The 19,748-nt window shown below is 68.2% G+C and carries 21 protein-coding genes; 7 read left to right on the forward strand and 14 right to left on the reverse strand.

Going from position 1 to position 19,748, the window contains the following annotated elements; translation table 11 throughout:
* Positions 1-32: 32 nt before the first annotated feature.
* The 8 genes from secF to IM776_RS08205 form a co-directional block, all read right to left on the reverse strand.
* Positions 33-1,022 (reverse strand): protein translocase subunit SecF, encoded by a 990-nt coding sequence (gene secF / locus IM776_RS08170; protein ID WP_194419598.1) that lies wholly within the window; start codon positions 1,020-1,022, stop codon positions 33-35.
* A complete protein-coding gene (secD, locus tag IM776_RS08175; protein ID WP_194419599.1) occupies positions 1,022-2,752 on the reverse strand; it encodes a protein translocase subunit SecD in 1,731 nt (576 codons plus the stop codon). Before secD ends, secF begins: the two co-directional genes overlap by 1 nt.
* 54 nt (positions 2,753-2,806) lie before the next feature.
* Positions 2,807-3,208, reverse strand: a complete 402-nt coding sequence (locus IM776_RS08180; RefSeq protein WP_194419600.1) for a preprotein translocase subunit YajC — start codon at positions 3,206-3,208, stop codon at positions 2,807-2,809.
* Positions 3,209-3,277: 69 nt separating this feature from the next.
* A complete protein-coding gene (gene ruvB / locus IM776_RS08185) occupies positions 3,278-4,318 on the reverse strand; it encodes a Holliday junction branch migration DNA helicase RuvB (protein WP_228479678.1) in 1,041 nt (346 codons plus the stop codon).
* Positions 4,311-4,934, reverse strand: coding sequence for a Holliday junction branch migration protein RuvA (gene ruvA, locus IM776_RS08190; protein ID WP_194419601.1), 624 nt, complete (start codon positions 4,932-4,934; stop codon positions 4,311-4,313). The genes ruvB and ruvA overlap by 8 nt, the downstream gene beginning before the upstream one ends.
* Before the next feature lie 9 nt (positions 4,935-4,943).
* Positions 4,944-5,528 (reverse strand): crossover junction endodeoxyribonuclease RuvC, encoded by a 585-nt coding sequence (gene ruvC / locus IM776_RS08195; protein WP_194419602.1) that lies wholly within the window; start codon positions 5,526-5,528, stop codon positions 4,944-4,946.
* A gap of 9 nt (positions 5,529-5,537) precedes the next feature.
* A complete protein-coding gene (locus tag IM776_RS08200; RefSeq protein ID WP_194419603.1) occupies positions 5,538-6,296 on the reverse strand; it encodes a YebC/PmpR family DNA-binding transcriptional regulator in 759 nt (252 codons plus the stop codon).
* A 73-nt stretch (positions 6,297-6,369) separates the two neighbouring features.
* Positions 6,370-7,248: a ribonuclease FAU-1 family protein gene (locus IM776_RS08205; protein WP_194419604.1), complete on the reverse strand. Its 879-nt coding sequence runs from the start codon at positions 7,246-7,248 to the stop codon at positions 6,370-6,372.
* Between the two features lie 63 nt (positions 7,249-7,311).
* Between IM776_RS08205 and IM776_RS08210 the strand changes: the two genes are divergently transcribed.
* On the forward strand, positions 7,312-8,676 hold the full coding sequence (locus IM776_RS08210; RefSeq protein WP_194419605.1) for a pyridoxal phosphate-dependent decarboxylase family protein: 1,365 nt from the start codon (positions 7,312-7,314) through the stop codon (positions 8,674-8,676).
* Here IM776_RS08210 and pdxT read toward each other — a convergent pair.
* Positions 8,673-9,281 carry a pyridoxal 5'-phosphate synthase glutaminase subunit PdxT gene (pdxT, locus tag IM776_RS08215; protein ID WP_194419606.1) on the reverse strand — a complete coding sequence of 203 codons (609 nt, stop codon included), beginning with the start codon at positions 9,279-9,281 and terminating at the stop codon, positions 8,673-8,675. The genes IM776_RS08210 and pdxT overlap by 4 nt on opposite strands.
* On the reverse strand, positions 9,271-10,170 hold the full coding sequence (gene pdxS / locus IM776_RS08220; RefSeq protein WP_194419607.1) for a pyridoxal 5'-phosphate synthase lyase subunit PdxS: 900 nt from the start codon (positions 10,168-10,170) through the stop codon (positions 9,271-9,273). Before pdxS ends, pdxT begins: the two co-directional genes overlap by 11 nt.
* A gap of 94 nt (positions 10,171-10,264) precedes the next feature.
* Here pdxS and IM776_RS08225 point away from each other — a divergent pair, with 94 nt between their 5' ends.
* The 6 genes from IM776_RS08225 (at position 10,265) to thpD (ending at position 15,864) form a co-directional block, all read left to right on the forward strand.
* Entirely contained in the window at positions 10,265-11,572 is a 1,308-nt protein-coding gene (locus tag IM776_RS08225) for an aminotransferase class I/II-fold pyridoxal phosphate-dependent enzyme (protein ID WP_194419608.1), read from the forward strand.
* 12 nt (positions 11,573-11,584) lie between these two features.
* A complete protein-coding gene (pdxY, locus tag IM776_RS08230) occupies positions 11,585-12,436 on the forward strand; it encodes a pyridoxal kinase PdxY (protein ID WP_194419609.1) in 852 nt (283 codons plus the stop codon).
* Between the two features lie 157 nt (positions 12,437-12,593).
* Positions 12,594-13,082, forward strand: a complete 489-nt coding sequence (gene ectA / locus IM776_RS08235; RefSeq protein ID WP_422730946.1) for a diaminobutyrate acetyltransferase — start codon at positions 12,594-12,596, stop codon at positions 13,080-13,082.
* 98 nt (positions 13,083-13,180) lie between these two features.
* Positions 13,181-14,464, forward strand: coding sequence for a diaminobutyrate--2-oxoglutarate transaminase (ectB, locus tag IM776_RS08240; protein WP_194419611.1), 1,284 nt, complete (start codon positions 13,181-13,183; stop codon positions 14,462-14,464).
* A gap of 44 nt (positions 14,465-14,508) precedes the next feature.
* Positions 14,509-14,904 (forward strand): ectoine synthase, encoded by a 396-nt coding sequence (locus tag IM776_RS08245; RefSeq protein WP_194419612.1) that lies wholly within the window; start codon positions 14,509-14,511, stop codon positions 14,902-14,904.
* 60 nt (positions 14,905-14,964) lie between these two features.
* Positions 14,965-15,864 carry an ectoine hydroxylase gene (gene thpD / locus IM776_RS08250; protein ID WP_194419613.1) on the forward strand — a complete coding sequence of 300 codons (900 nt, stop codon included), beginning with the start codon at positions 14,965-14,967 and terminating at the stop codon, positions 15,862-15,864.
* A 16-nt stretch (positions 15,865-15,880) separates the two neighbouring features.
* On the opposite strand, the gene IM776_RS08255 is transcribed toward thpD, so the two are convergent.
* The 4 genes from IM776_RS08255 to IM776_RS08270 form a co-directional block, all read right to left on the reverse strand.
* Positions 15,881-16,426, reverse strand: coding sequence for an HIT family protein (locus IM776_RS08255; RefSeq protein WP_194419614.1), 546 nt, complete (start codon positions 16,424-16,426; stop codon positions 15,881-15,883).
* Entirely contained in the window at positions 16,423-18,351 is a 1,929-nt protein-coding gene (gene thrS / locus IM776_RS08260) for a threonine--tRNA ligase (protein WP_194422563.1), read from the reverse strand. Before thrS ends, IM776_RS08255 begins: the two co-directional genes overlap by 4 nt.
* Positions 18,352-18,486: 135 nt before the next feature.
* Positions 18,487-19,545, reverse strand: a complete 1,059-nt coding sequence (locus IM776_RS08265) for an FUSC family protein (RefSeq protein WP_194419615.1) — start codon at positions 19,543-19,545, stop codon at positions 18,487-18,489.
* 19 nt (positions 19,546-19,564) lie between these two features.
* Positions 19,565-19,723, reverse strand: coding sequence for a hypothetical protein (locus tag IM776_RS08270; RefSeq protein WP_194419616.1), 159 nt, complete (start codon positions 19,721-19,723; stop codon positions 19,565-19,567).
* Positions 19,724-19,748 lie beyond the last annotated feature (25 nt).

Here is a 19,748-nt window from a genome sequence, read left to right on the forward strand (position 1 = left end):
GAAGGGGCACCGGCCCCGGACGTCGAGCGCTCTCAGGCGCCGACGCTGGCGCGCTCTCGGAGCTCGAGAACCCGTCGGTCGCGCTCGACGATCTGCGGCTCCCGCTCCCGGAACAGCGAGTACAGCGGAGCGGCGACGAAGAGCGTGGAGTACGTGGCGACGATGATGCCGACAAAGATCGACAGCGAGATGTCGGTGAGCGTCTCGGCACCCAGCCAGAACGCGCCGATGAACAGGATCGCGCCCACCGGCAGCGCCGCGACGATCGAGGTGTTGATCGAGCGCACCAGGGTCTGGTTGACGGCGAGGTTCACGGATTCGCCGAACGTGCGGGCGGAGTTCTCCCCGTCCTCCGTGGTGTTCTCGCGGATCTTGTCGAATACGACCGTGGTGTCGTAAAGCGAGTACGCGAGGATCGTCAGGAAGCCGATCACCGCCGCGGGCGAGATCTCGAACCCGGCGAGGGCGTATACGCCGACCGTGATCACGAGCACGTCGAGCAGACCGATGATCGCTGCGGCCGACATCTTCCAGGTCCGGAAGTAGATCGCGAGGATGAGGAAGGTCAGCGCGAGGAAGATCGCCAGGCCCCACAGCGACTGACGCGTGACGTTGGCGCCCCACGCCGGACCGATGAATGAAGAGGTGACCTCGGCGGGGTCGACCTCGTAGGCCTCGGCGAGGGCGTTCGCGACGGCGAGGGTCTCGTTCTGCGTCATCTGCGAGGTCTGGACGCGCACATCGGTGCCGCCGACGATCGCGACCTTCGCAGTGGAATCCGGGACGACAGACTGCACGGCATCCGTCGCCTTGGTCTGATCCGTCGACGCCGGTGCAACGACGGTGAACTGCGAGCCTCCGGTGAACTCGATGGAGAACTCCACCGGTCGGAGGAACGGCACGAGCACCGAACCAGCGACCAGTACGATCGCGATGATGAACCACAGCCGCCGCTTGGCGACGAACGGGAACGAGGTCTTCCCGGTGTAGAGGTTGTTGCCGAACTCATTCATGGAGGCCATCAGTGCTCTCCCTCGCTTCCGGCATCGGTTGATCTGTTGCCCGTGAGAGCTTCGGCGCGTTTGCGTTCGGCGATCGTCTGCCTGCGTTCCGCCTCGCCTCGGGAACGGCTGTTCTTGGCGCCACGGCCGGCCTTGGCGGGCGTGACCTCACGGTACTGCGACCGCGTGTGGTAGACCGCGCCGAGCGCGTCGGGGTCTAGCCCGGAGAGCTTGTGCCCCCCGCCGAAGAACTTCGTGCGGGCGAGGATCTGCATCACCGGGTGCGTGAAGATCACGAAGATGAACACGTCGATGATGGTCGTCAGGCCGAGCGTGAACGCGAAGCCCTTCACCGTCGAGTCGGCGAGGATGTACAGAACGACGGCGGCGAGGATGTTGATCGACTTCGAGATGTAGATCGTCCGTTTGGCGCGGCCCCAGCCATCCTCGACTGCTCCCGTGATCGACTTGCCGTCGCGCAACTCGTCGCGGATGCGCTCGAAGTAGACGATGAACGAGTCGGCCGTGAATCCGATCGACACGATCAGGCCCGCGACGCCCGCGAGCGACAGGCGGAAACCGAGGCGCCACGCGAGGATGCACACGATGATGTAGGTCAGCACGCCCATGACGGCGATCGACGCGATGATCACCGTGCCGAGCGCTCGGTAGCTGAACAGCGAGTAGATCGCCACGAGAGCGAGGCCGATGAGGCCCGCGATGAGGCCGATCTGCAGCTGCTGGGTTCCCAGCGTCGCCGAGATCGTGTCAGAGCTCTCGGTCGTGAAACTCAGTGGGAGGGCGCCGTAGCGCAACTGGTCGGCGAGGGCCTGCGCCGACTCCTGTGTGAACGAGCCCGAGATGCTGGGCTTGCCGTTGAGGATCTGCGCGTTCATCTGCGGTGCAGAGATCACGGCGCCGTCGAGCACGAAGGCGAACTGGTCGCGGGGGCTCAGCCCATCGATCTGGTTCTGGTAGAGCCGCTGGCTGATCTTGCCGAAGACCTCGGTGCCGTGCCCGTCCAGGGTCAGGTTGACGGTCCAGGCGGCGGACTGCTGGTCGCGCCCGCTGGTCGCGTCGTCGATTGAGTCGCCGGTTAGCTCGGTGGGACCGAGGATGTACTTGACCGTGCCCGTCTCGTCGCAGGTGATCAGCGGCTGATCGGCCGGAGCGCCGCCCGGATCGTTCTCGGGGTCGGTGCAGTCGTAGACGAGGAACTCGCTCTGGAGCTTCTCGGTGATCCAGGCCATGTCGCTGGCGTCGGTGGGTTCCGGGGTGGGCACGGCGTTCGCGGAGGGATCCGGCGTCGGATACGGCGTGCTGTTGCCGTCCTCACCGATGAACTCCGTCGCCGGGTCGCCCACGTACAGGACGGTCCGGAACTCGAGCTGAGCACTCGCCTCGATGCGCGCGCGAGTCTCCTCGTCGGCCACGCCGGGGATCTGGACGACGATGTTTCGTCCGCCCTCGGTGGTGATGTCGGCCTCGGCGACGCCCGACGCGTCCACGCGCTGCCGGATGATCGCGGCGGCCTGATCCAGCTGCTCCTGCGTCGGGTCCGCACCCTCCTCCGTGACGGCGCTCAGGACGATCTGCGTTCCGCCCTGCAGGTCGAGGGCGAGCTCAGGCGTCCAGGAGCTCTTCTGGAACCCGTATACGCCGAGGGCGTTGATGCCGAACAGTGCAGCCGTCACGAGGAGAAGGCCGAGAAGCACCTTCCACGCATGGCGGACAGGAGAGGATGAAGCCACGTCTATTCAGCTTTCTGCGTATCCGATCGGGACCGGTGAGGACCAGCGAGGAGCTTACTTGCCGTCGGCGTCGCGATCCAGACGGGCGCGGGTCTCCTCGGGGGTCTCCGTCGCGGTCTCCGGAGCGATCTCCTCGATCACGCTGTCGTGAGCGGGAGCGTCGATCTCGGCATCCGTGACGACGTCCTTCGGCTCGACGACGCGCAGGATCGCCTGGCTGTGCACCTCGATGACGGTGCCGGGTGCGATCTCGACGAGCGCCGGCGAGTCGAGGTCTTCAGCGTCGTAGGCGACGATCGTGCCGTAGAGGCCGCCCTGCAGCAGCACCTTCGCGCCGGGGACGGTCTTCGTCGCCTTCTCCTCCTGCTCGGCCTTCATCTGCTTCTGGCGCTTGCGCGTGTTGATGAACATGAAGACGAGAAGAACGGCGAGGAGGCCGAAGAGGATGATTTCCATCAGGCGGAGCCTTTCAAATGCGCACGCCGGAATCGGACGCGCAGCGGGTTCGGGTGAAGTCTTCAGCGATTATAGGTCATCGAACAATGCGGCACCCTCGGCATGCGGCATGCCGAGATGCCGGTAAGCCTCCGGCATCGCCACTCGGCCGCGGGGGGTGCGGCCGAGGAACCCGATCCGCACGAGGTAAGGCTCGACGACGCTCTCCACGGTCTCGGCCTCCTCGCCGACAGCCACAGCGAGGGTGCTGAGCCCGACGGGGCCGCCGCGAAAGCGCCGTACGAGGGTGTCGAGCACGGCCCTGTCGAGGCGGTCCAGCCCGATCGGATCCACGTCGTACAGCTCGAGGGCGGCGTTCACATCCTCGATGGTCGCCGAGCCGTGCTGACCGTGCACGAGCGCATAGTCGCGCACACGGCGCAGCAGCCGGTTCGCGATGCGGGGCGTCCCGCGCGAGCGCTTGGCGATCTCGTGGCGGGCGTCTGCGGGCATCATGACGTCGAGCACGCCGGATGAGCGCTCGATGACCTTCTCGAGGTCGCTGTCCTCGTAGAACTCGAGGTGCCCGGTGAAACCGAAGCGGTCGCGCAGCGGATTGGGCAGCAGGCCCGACCGCGTCGTGGCGCCCACGAGCGTGAACGGGGCGAGATCGAGAGGGATGCTGGTGGCACCGGCGCCCTTGCCGACCATGATGTCGATGCGGAAGTCCTCCATCGCGAGGTACAGCATCTCCTCCGCGGATCGCGCCATGCGGTGGATCTCGTCGATGAAGAGCACTTCGCCGGGAACGAGGCTGGACAGCAGCGCGGCGAGGTCGCCGGCGTGCTGGATGGCGGGACCGCTGGAGAGCCGGAGCGGACGCTCGCTCTCGTGCGCGACGATCATGGCCAGCGTGGTCTTGCCGAGACCGGGAGGACCAGCCAGGAGGATGTGGTCCGGCGGCCGGTGCTGGATGCGAGCGGCGTCGAGCAGCAGTTGCAGCTGGCCGCGCACCTTGGGCTGTCCGACGAACTCGCCGAGGCTGCCGGGGCGCAGCGCGCCCTCGATCGCGAGCTCCGCTTCGTCGATGGGCACCGCAGGGTTCCTGCCGTCGGCGAACTCCTCAGCCACGCGGGCCGCCCGCCTTGGCCGGACCCAACGCCGCAAGCGCCTGACGCAACAGCGCCGGCACCGAGTCGCGGTCGGATTCGCTGGCGCCGTCGGCGGTCTCGGTCGCGACCTCTCCCGCGACCTTCTCGGACCATCCCAGTCCGACGAGCGCGGCGGTGACCTGAGCGACGACGGCGTCCGCTGCGGATGCCGGTCGGCCCGCCGGTGCGGCGGCCGGAGGCTGCAGCTTGCCCGCCAGTTGGACGACGATGAGCTTCGCGGTCTTCGGCCCGATGCCGGACACCCGCCGGAACGGCGCGTCGTCATCGTCGGCGACCGCACCCGCGATCTGGTCGACGGTGAGGTGCCCGAGCACGCCGAGCGCGGACTTCGGCCCGACGCCGGTCACGCTGAGGAGCTGGGTGAAGACCTCGAGTTCGAGGGATTCGGCGAACCCGAACAGCGTGAGAGCGTCCTCGCGGACGATGAGGCTCGTGTGCAGGCGCAGCTGCTCCCCCACCCGGGCGGTGTGCGCGACGTCAGCCGGGACGAATACGAAGAAGCCGACGCCGCCGACCTCGACGACGACGTGATCGGCGCCGGTGGACAGCACCGTGCCGCGCAGGGAGGAGATCATGGCTCCAGCCTATGTCGCGGATCGTATGTATGTTCGAGCGACACGCTCGGCGTCCGCCCATGCGCGCTGCGCGGGCGTGAGCGCGCCCGCCGGATCCGCCGAAGCCGTGCCTCCCCGCCACGCATGGCACAGCGCGATCGCCAGCGCGTCGGCGGCGTCGGCGGGCTGCGGCGGTGCGTCCAGCCGCAGGATGCGGGCGATCATCGCCTGCACCTGCTTCTTGTCCGCGGATCCGTACCCGGTTACGGCCGCCTTCACCTCGCTCGGCGTGTGGGTGGCGGCCGGAAGCCCTGCCTCCGCGGCGATGAGCAGCGCGATGCCGCTGGCCTGCGCCGTCGCCATGACGGTGTGGCTGTTGTGCTGGGCGAAGACCCGCTCCACGGCGACTGCATCGGGGCGATGCTCGCCGAGCACCGAGCGGATGCCGGCCGCGACGGCGGCCAGGCGCTCGCCCACCGGCGCGTCCGGCGAGGTGCGGATCACCCCGACGTGCACGAGCGAGGCGCGGCGGGAGCGATCCACGTCGACGATCCCGACGCCGCAGCGGGTCAGGCCGGGGTCGATGCCGAGAACGCGCAGAGAAGAAGCCGCCACTCCCCCAGGCTAATCCTCGTTCTCGAGCTCGGCCTGGACCTCGGCGGTGAGGTCGAAGTTGCTGAAGACGTTCTGCACGTCCTCGCTGTCCTCGAGCGCGTCGATGAGGCGGAAGACCTTGCGGGCGGTGTCGGCGTCGATCTCGACCTTGAGGTTCGGCACGAACTCGACGTCGGCGGACTCGTACTCGATGCCGGCCTCCACGAGCGCGGAGCGCACGGCCACCAGATCAGAGGCTTCGGTGATGACCTCGAACCCCTCGGCGTGCGGCTCGATCTCCTCGGCGCCGGCTTCCAGCGCCGCCATCATCACGTCGTCCTCCGCGGCGCCCTCGGAGCTGACCACGATGACGCCCTTGCGCTCGAAGTTGTAGGCGACGCTGCCCGGGTCGGCGAGGTTGCCGCCGTTGCGGCTGAGGGCGGTGCGGACCTCTGCGGCCGCGCGGTTCTTGTTGTCGGTCAGACACTCGATCATGAGCGCCACGCCGTTCGGGCCGTAGCCTTCGTACATGATCGAGGTGTACTCGACGGCTTCCCCGCCGATTCCGGCGCCGCGCTTGATCGCGCGATCGATGTTGTCCTTGGGGACGGAGGTCTTCTTGGCCTTCAGGACCGCGTCGTAGAGAGTCGGGTTTCCGGCCAGATCAGCGCCGCCGAGCTTCGCCGCGACCTCGATGTTCTTGATGAGCTTCGCCCACGACTTCGCACGGCGCGCGTCGATGACGGCCTTCTTGTGCTTCGTGGTAGCCCATTTGGAGTGCCCGGACATATGTCTCCGCTCTTATCGCTTTTTAGCGCGGTCCATTCTACGCGGTTCCGCGCGCCCGCTTCCGACGGCCGGGTCAGCCCTCGAGGCTCGAACGCCCTGATCGCTGCCGCGCCGCCGCCACGGCAGCGGTCTCGGGCAGTGGCACCGGTGCATCCATCCCGGTGTCCGGCGACCAGAGCTCCCATGCTTCATCGAGCGGCCACGCTCCGGGGACGATGAACCCGTGGCCGGCGTGGTCTGCGATGGCGCGCACCGCGTCGGCCTGCTCGGCCGTGAACCGTCCCTGTTCGACGACCGCCGCGAGCTCATCGGCGTCCTTGAGCCAGACGTCCTCCGTCCCGGGGTTCTCGGCGCCGATCCAGACGTCCAGCACGAGGTCGCGCGAGAAGATCCCCGGCGCGGCACCGGCGATTCTCCGGTGCGGCAGCTCCAGGTTGACGTACGCGCCGGCCGGTCCGCCATCGGGCCGGCGGAAGAACCACACCGACCAGGGCCGCCCGGTGGGGGCGACGCGCAGGATGCCCGGCCCCGTCCAGGTGGACTCCGCCATGACCCACGGCGTACGGAATCTCTCGCCGAGCGGCACGTCGCGATGCCGCCTGCCATCGGCCGGCACCGGTTCGAGTCGCGCAGACCCCGACGGGATCCAGACCACCAGCCCCCTGGCATCGTCCCGCACCACCCGAGCGGCCTCGATGTACCGGCCGTAACGCCAGAGGATCTCCTGTCCAGATGTGAATCGAGGCGCGTCATCGCCGCCGGAGGGGACGGCGTCCTCGAAGCTCGGATCGAGGTGCGCTCCGTCGTGGCCGCTCGTCTCGAGCAGCGACACCGCACTCGACAGGGACATCTCGTGCGGCGACACATCCTGCCAGCGCTCCCCGCGCCGGCCGATGAGGGTGACCGTTCCGCCGCTCGCACTGACATCCGTGGATCCGATCGGCAGGCGCATGCCGTCACGCTATCGCGTCGAGAACGCCTTGTCCGTCGCCGGGCACGGTGGAAGACTTCGCTCATGGAGGATCGGGAGCGAGCTCTCGACGCCGCGCACCGGCACGCCACGGAGTTCCTGGGGAGCCTCGATGACCGGCCGGTGTGGCCGCGAGCGAGCCTGGAGGACATGGTGACGGCGTTCGGCGGGCCACTCACCGACGAAGGTCTCGACCCTGCCGCGGTGATCGACGAGATCGCTGAGCGGGCCGATCCCGGGCTCGTGGCGATTCCCGGCGGACGCTTCTTCGGGTTCGTGATCGGCGCCACGCATCCGGCGGCTCTCGCCGCCGACTGGCTGGTGTCGGCGTGGGACCAGAACTCCGGGTCGTCGCGGTTGACGCCCGCGACAGTGGCCATGGAGCGCGTCGCCGGCAAGTGGATGCTGGAGCTCTTCGGCCTGCCCTCAGCGGCCAGCGTCGGGTTCGTCACCGGCGGTCAGCTCGCGAACTTCACCTGTCTCGCGACCGCCCGCACGGCGGTCCTGGCACGGGCGGGATGGGATCTCGCCGAGCGCGGCCTGCGTTCGGCACCGCCGATCCGCTTCGTCGTCGGCGCGGACCGCCACGGGTCGGTGGACCGCGCCGCGCGCTTCCTGGGCATCGGGCGCGCGGAGCTGGTGGTCGTCGAGTCCGACGAGCAGGGCAGGATGCGCCCCGATGCCCTCGCACGAGCGCTCGAGTACGGGCGCGGGCCGCTCATCGTGTGCCTTCAGGCCGGCGAAGTGCACACCGGCTCCTTCGACGACTTCGAAGCGCTGATCCCCATCGCCCGGCGGCACGATGCGTGGGTGCACGTGGACGGCGCATTCGGGCTGTGGGCTGCGGCATCCCCGTCGTTGCGCCCGCTGACGGCGGGTGCCGAGGCAGCGGATTCCTGGGCGACCGATGCACACAAGACGCTGAATGTGCCGTACGACTGCGGAATGGCGATCGTGCGCGACCCGCAGGACTCCATCGCGGCGTTCCGCACCGGGGGCGATTATCTGATCTACTCCGGTCTCGATCCCTGGGATGTCACGCCCGAGCTTTCCCGCCGCGCGCGCGGCGTCCCCGCCTGGGCCGCCCTGCGCAGCCTCGGCAGAACCGGCATCGGGGCGCTGCTCGACGGGCTGCATGCGAATGCTGTGGCGATGGCGCGCGGGCTGTCGGCGATCGACGGGGTCGAGGTGCTGAACGACGTCGACTACACCCAGGTGATGTTCCGACTCGGCGACGATGACGCCACTCATGCGCTGGGCGAGGCGATTCTCGATGACGGCACGGCAGCTGTCACCGGCGCGCAGTGGCGCGGCCGCGCTGTGCTCCGCTGCTCGATGTCGTCATGGGCGACCACCGCCGAGGACATCGAGCTGACGATCGCCGCGATCCGCGGCCTCGTCGAGGCCTAGGCCGCGGCTGCCGCCGACGCCGTGACGAGCGTCAGGAAGTGCGCGTGGAAACGGGCATCTCCGCCGACCTCAGGGTGGAAGCTCGTGCCGAGGAGATTCCCCTGCTGCACTGCGACCACCGCACCGTCCGGCAGTGCGGCCAGCACTTCGACGCCGTCGCCGGCACGCTCGACGATCGGCGCACGGATGAACGTCGCGTGCACGGGCTCGTCGCCGAGGACCGGAACCGCGAGCTCCGCCTCGAAGGATTCGGTCTGACGCCCGAAGGCGTTGCGCCGCACGGAGATGTCCATACCGCCGAACGTCTGCTGTCCGTCGATCCCGTCGATCACCGTGTCGGCGAGGAGGATCAGCCCGGCGCACGTGCCGTACACCGGCAGCCCGCCGGCGATGGCCTCGCGCAGCGGCTGCTGCAGCCCGAACTGACGAGAGAGCTTGTCGATCACGGTCGACTCCCCGCCCGGGATCACGAGCCCCTTGACAAGGGCCAGCTCCTCGGCGCGCCGCACGCGCAGCGTGGCGGCGCCGAGTCCCTGCAGGACGTTCTCGTGCTCGCGCACGTCGCCCTGCAGGGCCAGGATGCCGACGCGCGGACTACCAGCCACGCTCGGCGAGCCGGTGCGGTGCGGGCAGGTCGGAGACGTTGATGCCGACCATCGCCTCGCCGAGCCCGCGGGATACCTCCGCGATCACCTTGGCGTCGTCGTGGAACGTGGTGGCCTTCACGATCGCGGCGGCACGCGCGGCGGGGTCACCCGACTTGAAGATGCCGGAGCCGACGAAGACGCCGTCCGCACCGAGCTGCATCATCATGGCGGCGTCCGCCGGAGTGGCCACCCCGCCCGCGACGAACAGGACGACCGGAAGCTTTCCGGTCGCAGCGATCTCGGCGACCAGTTCATACGGCGCCTGCAGCTCCTTGGCCGCGACGTACAGCTCATCCTTGGGCAGGGCGGTGAGCGCGGCGATCTCGCCGCGGATCTTGCGAATGTGCTTCATCGCCTCCGAGACGTCGCCGGTTCCGGCCTCGCCCTTCGAACGGACCATGGCCGCCCCCTCGTTGATGCGCCGCAGCGCCTCGCCGAGGTTCGTCGCGCCGCACACGAACGGCACGGTGAAGTCGTACTTGTCGATGTGGTTGACGTAGTCAGCCGGCGAGAGGACCTCGGACTCGTCGATGTAGTCCACACCGAGCTCCTGCAGCACCTGGGCTTCGACGAAGTGGCCGATGCGAGCCTTCGCCATGACTGGGATCGACACGGCGGCGATGATGCTGTCGATCATGTCGGGGTCGCTCATGCGCGACACCCCGCCCTGCGCGCGGATGTCGGCCGGGACCCGCTCCAGCGCCATGACGGCGACGGCGCCGGCATCCTCGGCGATCTTGGCCTGCTCGGCGGTGACCACATCCATGATCACACCGCCCTTGAGCATCTCGGCGAGACCGCGCTTCACGCGCGCCGATCCGGTGGTGGGCTTCTCGTCTGCGACCATCGTGAATCCTTCCGTGCATCCAAAACTGGTTTTGATCTATGCCAAAAGATAGCACTCCTCGCGCGCACCCTAGACTCGGATCTCGGGAGGCGTCATGAGCGATGAGATCACCGGCCGGACGGCCGCCGAGATCGCCGGCAGCGTGCGGGCGCTGCGCGAGCGCGGAGTACTCGCGCCCGGCGCCCTGCTCCCTCCGGTCAGAGAACTCGCCGCGCGCCTGGGCGTCAATCGCAACACCACCGTCGCCGCCTACCGGCAGCTGTCCCAGGCCGGCCTGGTCATCAGCCGCGGCCGCGCGGGCACGATGCTCGTCGAGCACGACGCCGTCGCGCAGGAGGGATACGCTGCGGACACCGTGCTGCGTGACGTCGGCACGGGCAACCCCGCCCCCGCGCTGATCCCGGATCCGTCCAGCGTCCTGGCGGGCGTCGTCGGGCGGCCGATACTGTACGGGGAGCCCGTGATCGATCCCGCCCTGGATGCCTGGGCGCGAGAATGGATCGCACCCGAGCTCCCGGCATCCGACTTCCGGATCACGATCACGAGCGGTGCGGTGGATGCCGTCGAACGCCTGCTCGCGCAGGCACTGATGCGTGACGACGCCGTGGCGCTGGAGGATCCGTGCTTCCTCGCGAGCATCCACACCGTCCGCCTCGGCGGATACCGCGCCGTCCCGGTCCCGGTCGATGGCGAGGGCATGACCGTCGACGGTCTCCGTGCCGCGCTGGATGCCGGTGTGCGCGCAGTGATCTGCACGCCTCGGGCGCAGAACCCGACCGGGGTGAGCCTCTCCCCCGCACGCGCTGCCGAGCTGCGCGCGCTGCTCGCGGAGCATCCGTACGTCCTCATCATCGAGGATGATCACTTCTCGATGCTCTCCGAGCGCCGATACGAAAGCCTCATCGGCCCAGGGCACCGCCGGTTCGCGATGCTGCGGTCGGTGTCGAAGTTCCTCGGCCCCGACATGTGCCTCGCCGTCGCCGCGACCGATCCGGAGACCGCGGAACGCCTCGCCATGCGGCTGAGCCCCGGAACCACCTGGGTGAGCCATCTGCTGCAGCGGCTGGCGCTGGGCATGCTCACCGACGACCATGCGCGGGCGACGATCCGCGCGGCCGGTGCACACTACGCGGAGCGGAACCGTGCTTTCGCCGATCGGCTGCGCGCGCACGGGATCGACGCCGAGTACGTCGACGGCATGAACCTGTGGGTGCGGCTCCCGCGGCCGGCGCGCGCCGTCTCACAGCAGCTCATGCGGCGCGGCTGGCTCGTGCGCACCGGTGACGAGTTCCTCCTTGATGACAGCGCCGCACCTTCGCACCATGTGCGGTTGACCGTGCACGACCTCGGCGATGAGGATGCCGAGCAGCTCGCCGCGGACATCGGCTCGGCCGTCGGGTGAGAAGATCGAAGGATGAAGATCCTCTCGATCCAGTCCGCCGTCGCCTATGGACACGTCGGCAACTCCGCCGCGGTGTTCCCGCTGCAGCGCATCGGCGTCGACGTGCTGCCGGTCTACACGGTGAACTTCTCGAACCACACCGGCTACGGCGCCTGGCGCGGTCCGCTCATCGACCCGAATGACGTCCGCGACGTCATCACCGGCATCGAGGAGCGCGGGGTGTTCGGACAGGTGGATGCCATCCTCTCCGGCTACCAGGGCGGCGAGGGCATCGGCGACGTGATCATCGACGCCGTCGCGCGCGTGAAGGCCGCCAATCCCGCAGCGCTGTACGCGTGCGACCCGGTCATGGGCAACGCGAAGTCCGGGTGCTTCGTGGCACCGGCGATCCCCGAGCTGCTGCGCGAGCGCGTGGTACCGGTGGCAGACATCATCACGCCGAACCAGTTCGAGCTGGGCTTCCTCACGCGCACCGAGCCGGACACGCTGGAGTCGACGCTCGCCTCGGTCGATCTCGCCATGGCCATGGGCCCGCGCACAGTGCTGGTCACCAGTGTCGAGCGCCCGGATCGGGAGGAGGGCACCATCGAGATGCTCGCCGCCGACGGTGAGGGCGCCTGGATCGTGCAGACCCCGTTCCTGCCGATGAAGGCGAATGGATCCGGCGACGTCACGGCGGCGCTGTTCACCGCGCACTACGTCGAGACCGGCAGCGCGCAGGTCGCTCTCGAGCGCACGGCATCGAGCGTGTTCGACCTGCTGAAGCTGACGCTGGAGTCGGGCGAGCGCGAGCTGCAGCTCGTCGAGGCGCAGGAGTCCTACGCCCACCCGAGGATGCAGTTCAGCGCGCGTCGGGTACGGTGATCGCGCCCGCGCGCACGTACCCTCTCTGATCCCGCGGAGATCGCGCTCAGACACGCCGCGGGTTGCCGACGCCGCGCATTCTCGTTAGCGTCGTGCCCGCATGCTCCCCTTCAACGAAGTACCCCATGCCCCTGTCTCCGAGATATCGAGGACGAGGATCCTCGCCCCTGCCGCATCGCATGGCGCAGGCATGTGGCGGGTCGCCGGAGCATCCGGCGAGCTCGATCTGAACTCCTCGTACATGTACCTGGTCTTCGCGCGAGATTTCGCGGAGACATGTCGCGTCGCGCTGGTCGATGAGGAGGTCGTCGCATTCGTGCTCGGCTACCGGCGTCCAGCGCTCCCCGATCGGCTCTTCGTCTGGCAGGTGGCGGTCGACGAGCGCCACCGCGGTGCCGGCCTCGCCGGCCGTATGCTGGACGATCTCCTCTCAGCATCCGCCAGCGCGGATCCCGCCGTCGCGTATGTCGAGACGACGATCACGGATGACAACACGGCGTCTCAGCGCCTCTTCGCGAGCTTCGCGGAGCGCTGGGACGCCCGGCTCGAGACGAGCGGACTGTTCGAGGCACAGGACTTCCCTGATCGCCACGACGCGGAGCCGCTGCATCGGATCGGCCCGTTTCCCGCGCTCGTGCGCGTCTGACGGACCGATCCAGTCTGGGAATCCTTCCCAGCCTCGGTGTCCGCGACGACGCCGAGCTGCCGCGTATGCCGGAGCGTACGCACGCCTCAGGAGGCAACATGTCCATCAGCACCACCGCATCCACAGACACCGGAATCTTCGACGCCCTGGAATCTCAGGTCAGGAGCTACTCGCGATCCTGGCCGGTCGTCTTCGACCGCGCCGTCGGCAGCACGCTCTACGACGAGGACGGCCGGGGCTACCTCGACTTCTTCGCGGGCGCCGGAGCGCTCAACTACGGCCACAACAACCCGGCGCTGAAGGAGGTGCTGATCCGCTACCTGGCCGACGATCGCATCATCCACTCGCTCGACATGTTCACCACGGCGCGGCGCGAATTCCTGCAGACGTTCTCCGACTGCATCCTCGCGCCTCGCGACCTCGACTATCGCGTGGTCTTCCCCGGGCCCGGAGGAGCAAACGCCGTGGAGGCCGCTCTCAAGCTCGCCCGCAAGGTCACCGGACGCGAGTCGGTCATCAACTTCACGAACGCGTTCCACGGGATGACGCTGGGCGCGCTCTCGGTGACGGGGAACTCCCTCAAGCGCGGGGGCGCCGGTGTGCCGCTCGTGCACGCAACGCCCATGCCGTACGACGACTACTTCAACCAGGACTATCCCGACTTCTTCTACTTCGAACGTCTGCTGACTGACAGCGGCAGCGGGCTGAATCTTCCGGCGGCCGTCATCGTGGAGACCGTCCAGGGCGAGGGCGGCATCAACGCGGCGCGTGCCGAGTGGCTGCGCGGACTGGCCGACCTGTGCCGGCGGCATCAGATCCTGCTGATCGTCGATGACGTGCAGATGGGCTGCGGACGCACCGGCGGGTTCTTCAGCTTCGAAGAGGCGGGCATCGTGCCGGACATGGTCTGCCTCTCGAAGTCGATCAGCGGTTCCGGCCTGCCGATGGCGCTGACCCTGGTGCGTCCGGACCTCGACGTCTGGGAGCCGGGCGAGCACAACGGCACGTTCCGCGGCATCGCACCCGCATTCGCCACGGCCACCGAGGCGATCCGGACCTACTGGCAGGATGATTCGCTCGAGAGGTCGACGATCCTCAAGGGGGCGCGCGTCGAGAGCCGCTTCAACGCCATCGTGTCGAAGTTCGACGAGGCCGGGATCGTGTCGAAGGGTCGTGGACTCGCACGGGGGCTGCAGTTCGCCGACGGAGAGATCGCTGACGCCGTCTGTCACGCGGCGTTCGGAAGAGGTCTGCTGATGGAGACCTCCGGGCCGAGCGGCGAGGTCATGAAGATCCTGCCCGCCCTCACGATCACCGATGTCGAGCTCGATCGCGGGCTCGACATTATCGATGCTTCGGTCGCCGAAGCGCTCACGGTCTGAGCGGCATCGCTCCAGGCTTCCGACAGTTCAGAAGAAGGGCTTCCATGCTGATTCGCACAACCGACGAGATCACCGACACCGACGCAGACATCCAGTCCGAGAACTGGCGCAGCAAACGCATCGTCCTAGCCCGCGAGGGCGTCGGATTCTCGGTGCACGAGACCACGCTGTACGCCGGGACGGAGTCCGAGTTCTGCTACCAGAACCACATCGAAGCGGTCTTCATCGTCGAAGGAGAAGGCGAGATCGAGGACATGGCGACCGGTGAGGTGCACCAGCTCGCCCCGGGCTCGCTGTACCTGCTGAACGACCACGATCGCCATCGGGTGCGTCCGCGCACTCAGATGCGGACCGTGTGCGTGTTCAATCCCCCGGTCACCGGCCGCGAGGTGCACGACGAGAACGGCGTGTACCCGCTGGTGACCGAACGCGTCGGCTGACGCCGACGCCACGACGGCCGCGAGCTCCGCGGCACTCAGAAGAAGAACAGGAGAATGACGATGACGATGGCAGGCACCGAGCAGGACCTGTACCCGACGCGCCTCAGCGAGGCGCGTGCTCCGCTCACCCGGCAGCACCCGACGGTCTGGGGCGACGCCGCCTCAGGGCCGTTCGCCCAGGAGGAGCTCGACGCGCATGAGGCGCGCGGCTACACCGTGCTCGACGACTTCCTCGATGCCGGCGAGGTGGCAGGCTACACGGCTGAGCTGGAGCGGCTCTCGGATGACCCGGAGCTCGCAGACGACCCGCGGGTCATCCGCGAGCGTGGCACCGGCGCCGTGCGCTCGATCTTCGCCGTGCCGGCGCTCAGCGATGCGGTGGATCGGCTCACCCGCGATCCGCGGCTGCTGGATCGCGCGCGCCAGCTGCTCGGCGGCGACGTCTACCTGCACCAGACGCGCATCAACTTCATGCCGGGATTCCGCGGCACCGGGTTCTACTGGCACTCGGACTTCGAGACCTGGCACGCGGAGGACGGCATGCCGATCCCGCGCGCGGTCAGCTGCTCGATCGCCCTCACCGACAACTACCCGTTCAACGGCGGGCTGATGGTGATGCCCGGGTCGCACCGGACCTACATCTCCAGCGTCGGCGAGACACCGGCCGACAACCACACCTCCTCCCTGCAGGCGCAGGAGGTCGGGGTGCCGAGCGAGGATGACATCTCGCTGCTGGCCGCGCGGCACGGGATCGACCAGTTCACCGGTGCCGCAGGCTCCGCACTCTGGTTCGACGCGAACATCATGCACGGTTCGGGGAACAACATCACGCCGTTCCCGCGCTCGAACATCTTCATGGTGTTCAACAGCGTCGACAACGCGCTGGTCGAACCCTATGCGGCGCCGGCGCCCCGGCCGGAGCACATCGCGCACCGCGAGAGCTTCGCCCCGCTGCGCTGAGCTCAGACGCCGCGCGTCAGGCCTTGGGCCAGGCGTGAGCGACGGCCTCCCGCACCTCACCGAGCAGCTGCGGGAGCGCCTTCGTCTTGGCGATGATCGGGAAGAAGTTCGCATCGGACTTCCACCGCGGCACGATGTGCTGGTGCAGGTGCGCGTCGACACCTGCACCGGCCACCGAGCCCTGGTTCATACCGAGGTTGAACCCGTCGCAGCCTGACACGTCGCGCAGCACCCGCATCCCGGTCTGGGTGAGGGCGCCGATCTCGGCGACCTCCTCGGGTGTGGCCTGGTCGTAGGTCGGGATGTGCCGATACGGACACACCAGCAGGTGCCCCGAGTTGTAGGGGAACAGGTTCAGCAGTACGTACGCCGTCTCGCCGCGGGCGACGATGAGCCGTTCGGGGTCAGGATGCTTCGGCGCCTCGCAGAACGGGCACTCCTCGCGCAGCGGCTCGGGCCCCGCCTGGATGTACGCCATCCGGTGCGGGGTCCACAGTCGCTGGAACTCGTCGGGGACGCCGGCGAGGTGCCCGGCATCCTCCACGGCCTCCCCATCCGTCACGCCAGGTCCTCCACCGTGTGCACGAGCGCGTGCGAGTCGATCGCCGCGCGGATGCGGGCGACGGCATCCGCGATCGGCACGCCGTTCTCCTGCGTGCCGTCACGGAACCGGAACGAGACGGTGCCGGCATCCCTGTCCTTCTCCCCAGCGATGAGGATCAGCGGAACCTTGCCGGTGGTGTGGGTGCGGATCTTCTTCTGCATCCGGTCATCCGACGTGTCGAGTTCGGCACGCACGCCGCTCTCACGCAGCGTCGTGACGATCTCGCCGAGGTAGTCGGCGAAGTCCTCGGCGACGGGGATGCCCACGACCTGCACGGGCGAGAGCCACACCGGGAAGTCACCGGCGTAGTGCTCGAGCAGGATCGCGAAGAAGCGCTCGATCGATCCGAACAGCGCTCGGTGGATCATGATCGGCCGCTTCTTCTGGCCGTCCTTGTCCATGAACTCGAGGTCGAAGCGCTCCGGCAGGTTCGGGTCGACCTGCACGGTGGAAAGCTGCCAGGTACGCCCGATGGCGTCGCGCGTCTTCAGGTCGATCTTCGGACCGTAGAAGGCCGCCTCGCCAGGAACCTCGGTGAGCTTGAGGCCTGACGCCACGGCGACCCGTCGCAGCGCATCAGTGGAGCTCTCCCAGAACTCGTCCGATCCGATCCACTTCGACTTCTCGTCATCCTTCATCGACAGTTCGAGCTCGAAGTCGGTGAGGCCGAAGTCGCGGAGCATCGAGAGGATGAACTCGAGGACCTTGCCGACCTCCTCTTCCAGCTGGTCGGGGGTGACGAAGAGGTGCGAGTCGTCCTGAGTGAAGCCGCGCACGCGCGTGAGGCCGTGCAGGGCACCGGAGAGCTCGTTGCGATAGACGGTGCCGTTCTCTGCCAGGCGGAGCGGCAGGTCGCGGTAGCTGCGCGCGCGCTCCTTGTAGATGAGGATGTGCATCGGGCAGTTCATCGGCTTCAGGTAGTAGTCCTGGCCCTGCTTGGTGATCTCGCCGTTCTCGTCGCGCTCCTCGTCCATCACGATGGGCGGGTACATGCCGTCCTTGTAGGTGACGAGGTGGTTAGACGTGAGGAAGAGGTCTTCCTTGGAGATGTGCGGGGTGTACACGTAGGTGTAACCGCCCTCGATGTGGCGCTTGCGCGCGTGCTGCTCCATCTCGCCGCGGACGACACCGCCGCGGGGGTGCCAGACGCTCAGCCCGGAGCCGATCTCCTCCGGGAAGGAGAACAGGTCGAGTTCCTTGCCCAGGCGCCGGTGGTCGCGCTTGGCCGCCTCCTCGAGGCGATGCTGGTAGGCGCGCAGCTCGTCCTTCGACGGCCACGCGGTTCCGTAGATGCGCTGCAGCTGCGGGTTCTTCTCGCTGCCGCGCCAGTAGGCCGCCGCGATGCGGGTGAGATCCCAGCCGTTGCCTATCATGCGGGTGTTCGGGAGGTGCGGACCGCGGCAGAGGTCCTTCCAGACCACCTCGCCGTCGCGCGTCGTGTTGTCGTAGATCGTCAGCTCCCCGGCGCCGACCTCGACGGATGCCCCTTCCGCGGCCTCTTTGCCGCCGCCCTTGAGGCCGATCAGCTCGAGTTTGAAGGGCTCGTCCGCAAGTTCGGCTCGCGCCTCGTCGTCCGTCACGGCACGGCGGACGAATCGCTGGCCCTCGCGGACGATGCGCTGCATCTCCTTCGAGATCGCCTTGATGTCCTCGGGCGTGAACGGGGTCTCAACGCTGAAGTCGTAGTAGAACCCGTCAGTGACCGGCGGGCCGATACCGAGGTTCGCCTGCGGGTTGATCCGCTGCACCGCCTGGGCGAGCACGTGGGCTGTGGAGTGGCGGAGGATCGCGAGGCCGTCCTCGCTGTCGATCGTGACCGGTTCCACCTCGTCGGTCTCGGTCACAGTCGCCGCGAGATCCTTCAGTTCGCCGTTCACGCGCATCGCGACGACGGATCGGTCAGAGAACAGGGCGAAGCCATCGCGTGCGGCGGCGTTCGACTCGTCGATTTCAGGCACAGTCACTCCATCTGGGTCGCCCTCTAGGCTACTCGCCCCACAAGGGTCGGCCGTGCGGCCTCAGGCCGCGATGAAGTCTTCGGATGCCAACACGATTCGGCGTACGCAGACGGCGGCGGCGTACGCATACGCCGCGGTGTATCGAGAATTCGGCGTTGGATGCCGGTTGAGCTCGTCCAGCAGCGCGTCGAGCGCTTCGGCTGCACCAGCGGCCTTCTCCTCCGCACGCTGATCGTCGGTGGCGGCTCCGACGATCTCGGCACACGCATGAACAGCCCGCCCCAGGGCGTGACGGATCGCAGCATCCGGGACGATGCCCTCATCGGCGACCTGCACGAGTGCGGCGGCAAGATCACGCGTGGCGTTCGCGGTGCGCTCCAGAGCCGTCATGCGACGGTCGTTGAGTTCCCTTTCTCCGCGACGGCGTCTGCCGCGCGGATTCGCCCTGCTGCTCTCGTCCGCCTGCTGCACCTCTTCTTCGACGGTGGACAGCATCGTGGGCAGGTCACTCGTGGCGTCCGTGATCCGGCGCGGGTCGATGGGATCCGCCATCACCGCCCCGGCCAGTTCCTCCAACGTCCCGCTGACGCGCTCGCGAAGAGAAGTCAGCTGTTCCGAGGCACGTCGCAGGTAGAGGGGTGGGACGACGATCAGGTTCATCGCCACCCCGACCACGACACCGAACGCCATGGTCAGCAGGTACGAGAGCGTGAACTCGTCTCCGGCGGGGCCGCCGATGAGCAGGACGAACAATCCTGCGATGGCCACCCAGTCCCTGCCTGCGCCCAGTGCGCTGATCCCGCCGAGCGCGATTCCGACGGCGATGACGGCGGCCACGGCGATCACCCCTGGCGCGCCCGTCGAAACGAGCACCAGCCCTCCGAGGCCGAGGGCGATGCCGATCGCGAGCCCCACGAGCGCCTGAAGCCCCGCGCGCACCGAACCCACGACCGTCGGGTACATGCTGACGAGCACGCCGAGCGGTGCGTAGTAGGAGTACTCGCTGTCGGCCCAGGGCACCAGAGGGGCGAGGTACCAGGCGATGGCTGCGGCGACCGCGGTCTTCGCCGCGAGGACGAGGCGGTCGCCGTTGGTCGCCTGGCGGCCCCAGTCGATCATCCGGCGCGTGTGCGATCCGCTACGGGAGATCCTCGATGTCGATCTCATCGGCGTCCGAGTCGTCCTCTTCATTCGCGCGCTCCACTGCGGCGGGGTCTTCGTCGCCGATGTTCATGTCCGGGTCGGTGCCGACGACGGTCGGTCGTTCCTCGTTCTGCTCATCCAAGGGATTCGACATGCTCTCTCCGATCGTGGTGTTCCAT

This window comes from Microbacterium abyssi, assembly GCF_015277895.1.
Taxonomy (GTDB): Bacteria; Actinomycetota; Actinomycetes; order Actinomycetales; family Microbacteriaceae; genus Microbacterium; species Microbacterium abyssi.

Bases quoted from the DNA above. Each gene is read 5' to 3' on its own strand.
- secF (WP_194419598.1), bottom strand. From the start codon at position 1,022: ATGGCCTCCATGAATGAGTTCGGCAACAACCTCTACACCGGGAAGACC.
- IM776_RS08180 (WP_194419600.1), bottom strand. From the start codon at position 3,208: ATGGAAATCATCCTCTTCGGCCTCCTCGCCGTTCTTCTCGTCTTCATG.
- ruvA (WP_194419601.1), bottom strand. From the start codon at position 4,934: ATGATCTCCTCCCTGCGCGGCACGGTGCTGTCCACCGGCGCCGATCAC.
- IM776_RS08200 (WP_194419603.1), bottom strand. From the start codon at position 6,296: ATGTCCGGGCACTCCAAATGGGCTACCACGAAGCACAAGAAGGCCGTC.
- IM776_RS08205 (WP_194419604.1), bottom strand. From the start codon at position 7,248: ATGCGCCTGCCGATCGGATCCACGGATGTCAGTGCGAGCGGCGGAACG.
- IM776_RS08210 (WP_194419605.1), top strand. From the start codon at position 7,312: ATGGAGGATCGGGAGCGAGCTCTCGACGCCGCGCACCGGCACGCCACG.
- pdxS (WP_194419607.1), bottom strand. From the start codon at position 10,170: ATGGTCGCAGACGAGAAGCCCACCACCGGATCGGCGCGCGTGAAGCGC.
- IM776_RS08225 (WP_194419608.1), top strand. From the start codon at position 10,265: ATGAGCGATGAGATCACCGGCCGGACGGCCGCCGAGATCGCCGGCAGC.
- pdxY (WP_194419609.1), top strand. From the start codon at position 11,585: ATGAAGATCCTCTCGATCCAGTCCGCCGTCGCCTATGGACACGTCGGC.
- ectB (WP_194419611.1), top strand. From the start codon at position 13,181: ATGTCCATCAGCACCACCGCATCCACAGACACCGGAATCTTCGACGCC.
- IM776_RS08245 (WP_194419612.1), top strand. From the start codon at position 14,509: ATGCTGATTCGCACAACCGACGAGATCACCGACACCGACGCAGACATC.
- thpD (WP_194419613.1), top strand. From the start codon at position 14,965: ATGACGATGGCAGGCACCGAGCAGGACCTGTACCCGACGCGCCTCAGC.
- thrS (WP_194422563.1), bottom strand. From the start codon at position 18,351: ATGCGCGTGAACGGCGAACTGAAGGATCTCGCGGCGACTGTGACCGAG.
- IM776_RS08265 (WP_194419615.1), bottom strand. From the start codon at position 19,545: ATGATCGACTGGGGCCGCCAGGCGACCAACGGCGACCGCCTCGTCCTC.
- IM776_RS08270 (WP_194419616.1), bottom strand. From the start codon at position 19,723: ATGTCGAATCCCTTGGATGAGCAGAACGAGGAACGACCGACCGTCGTC.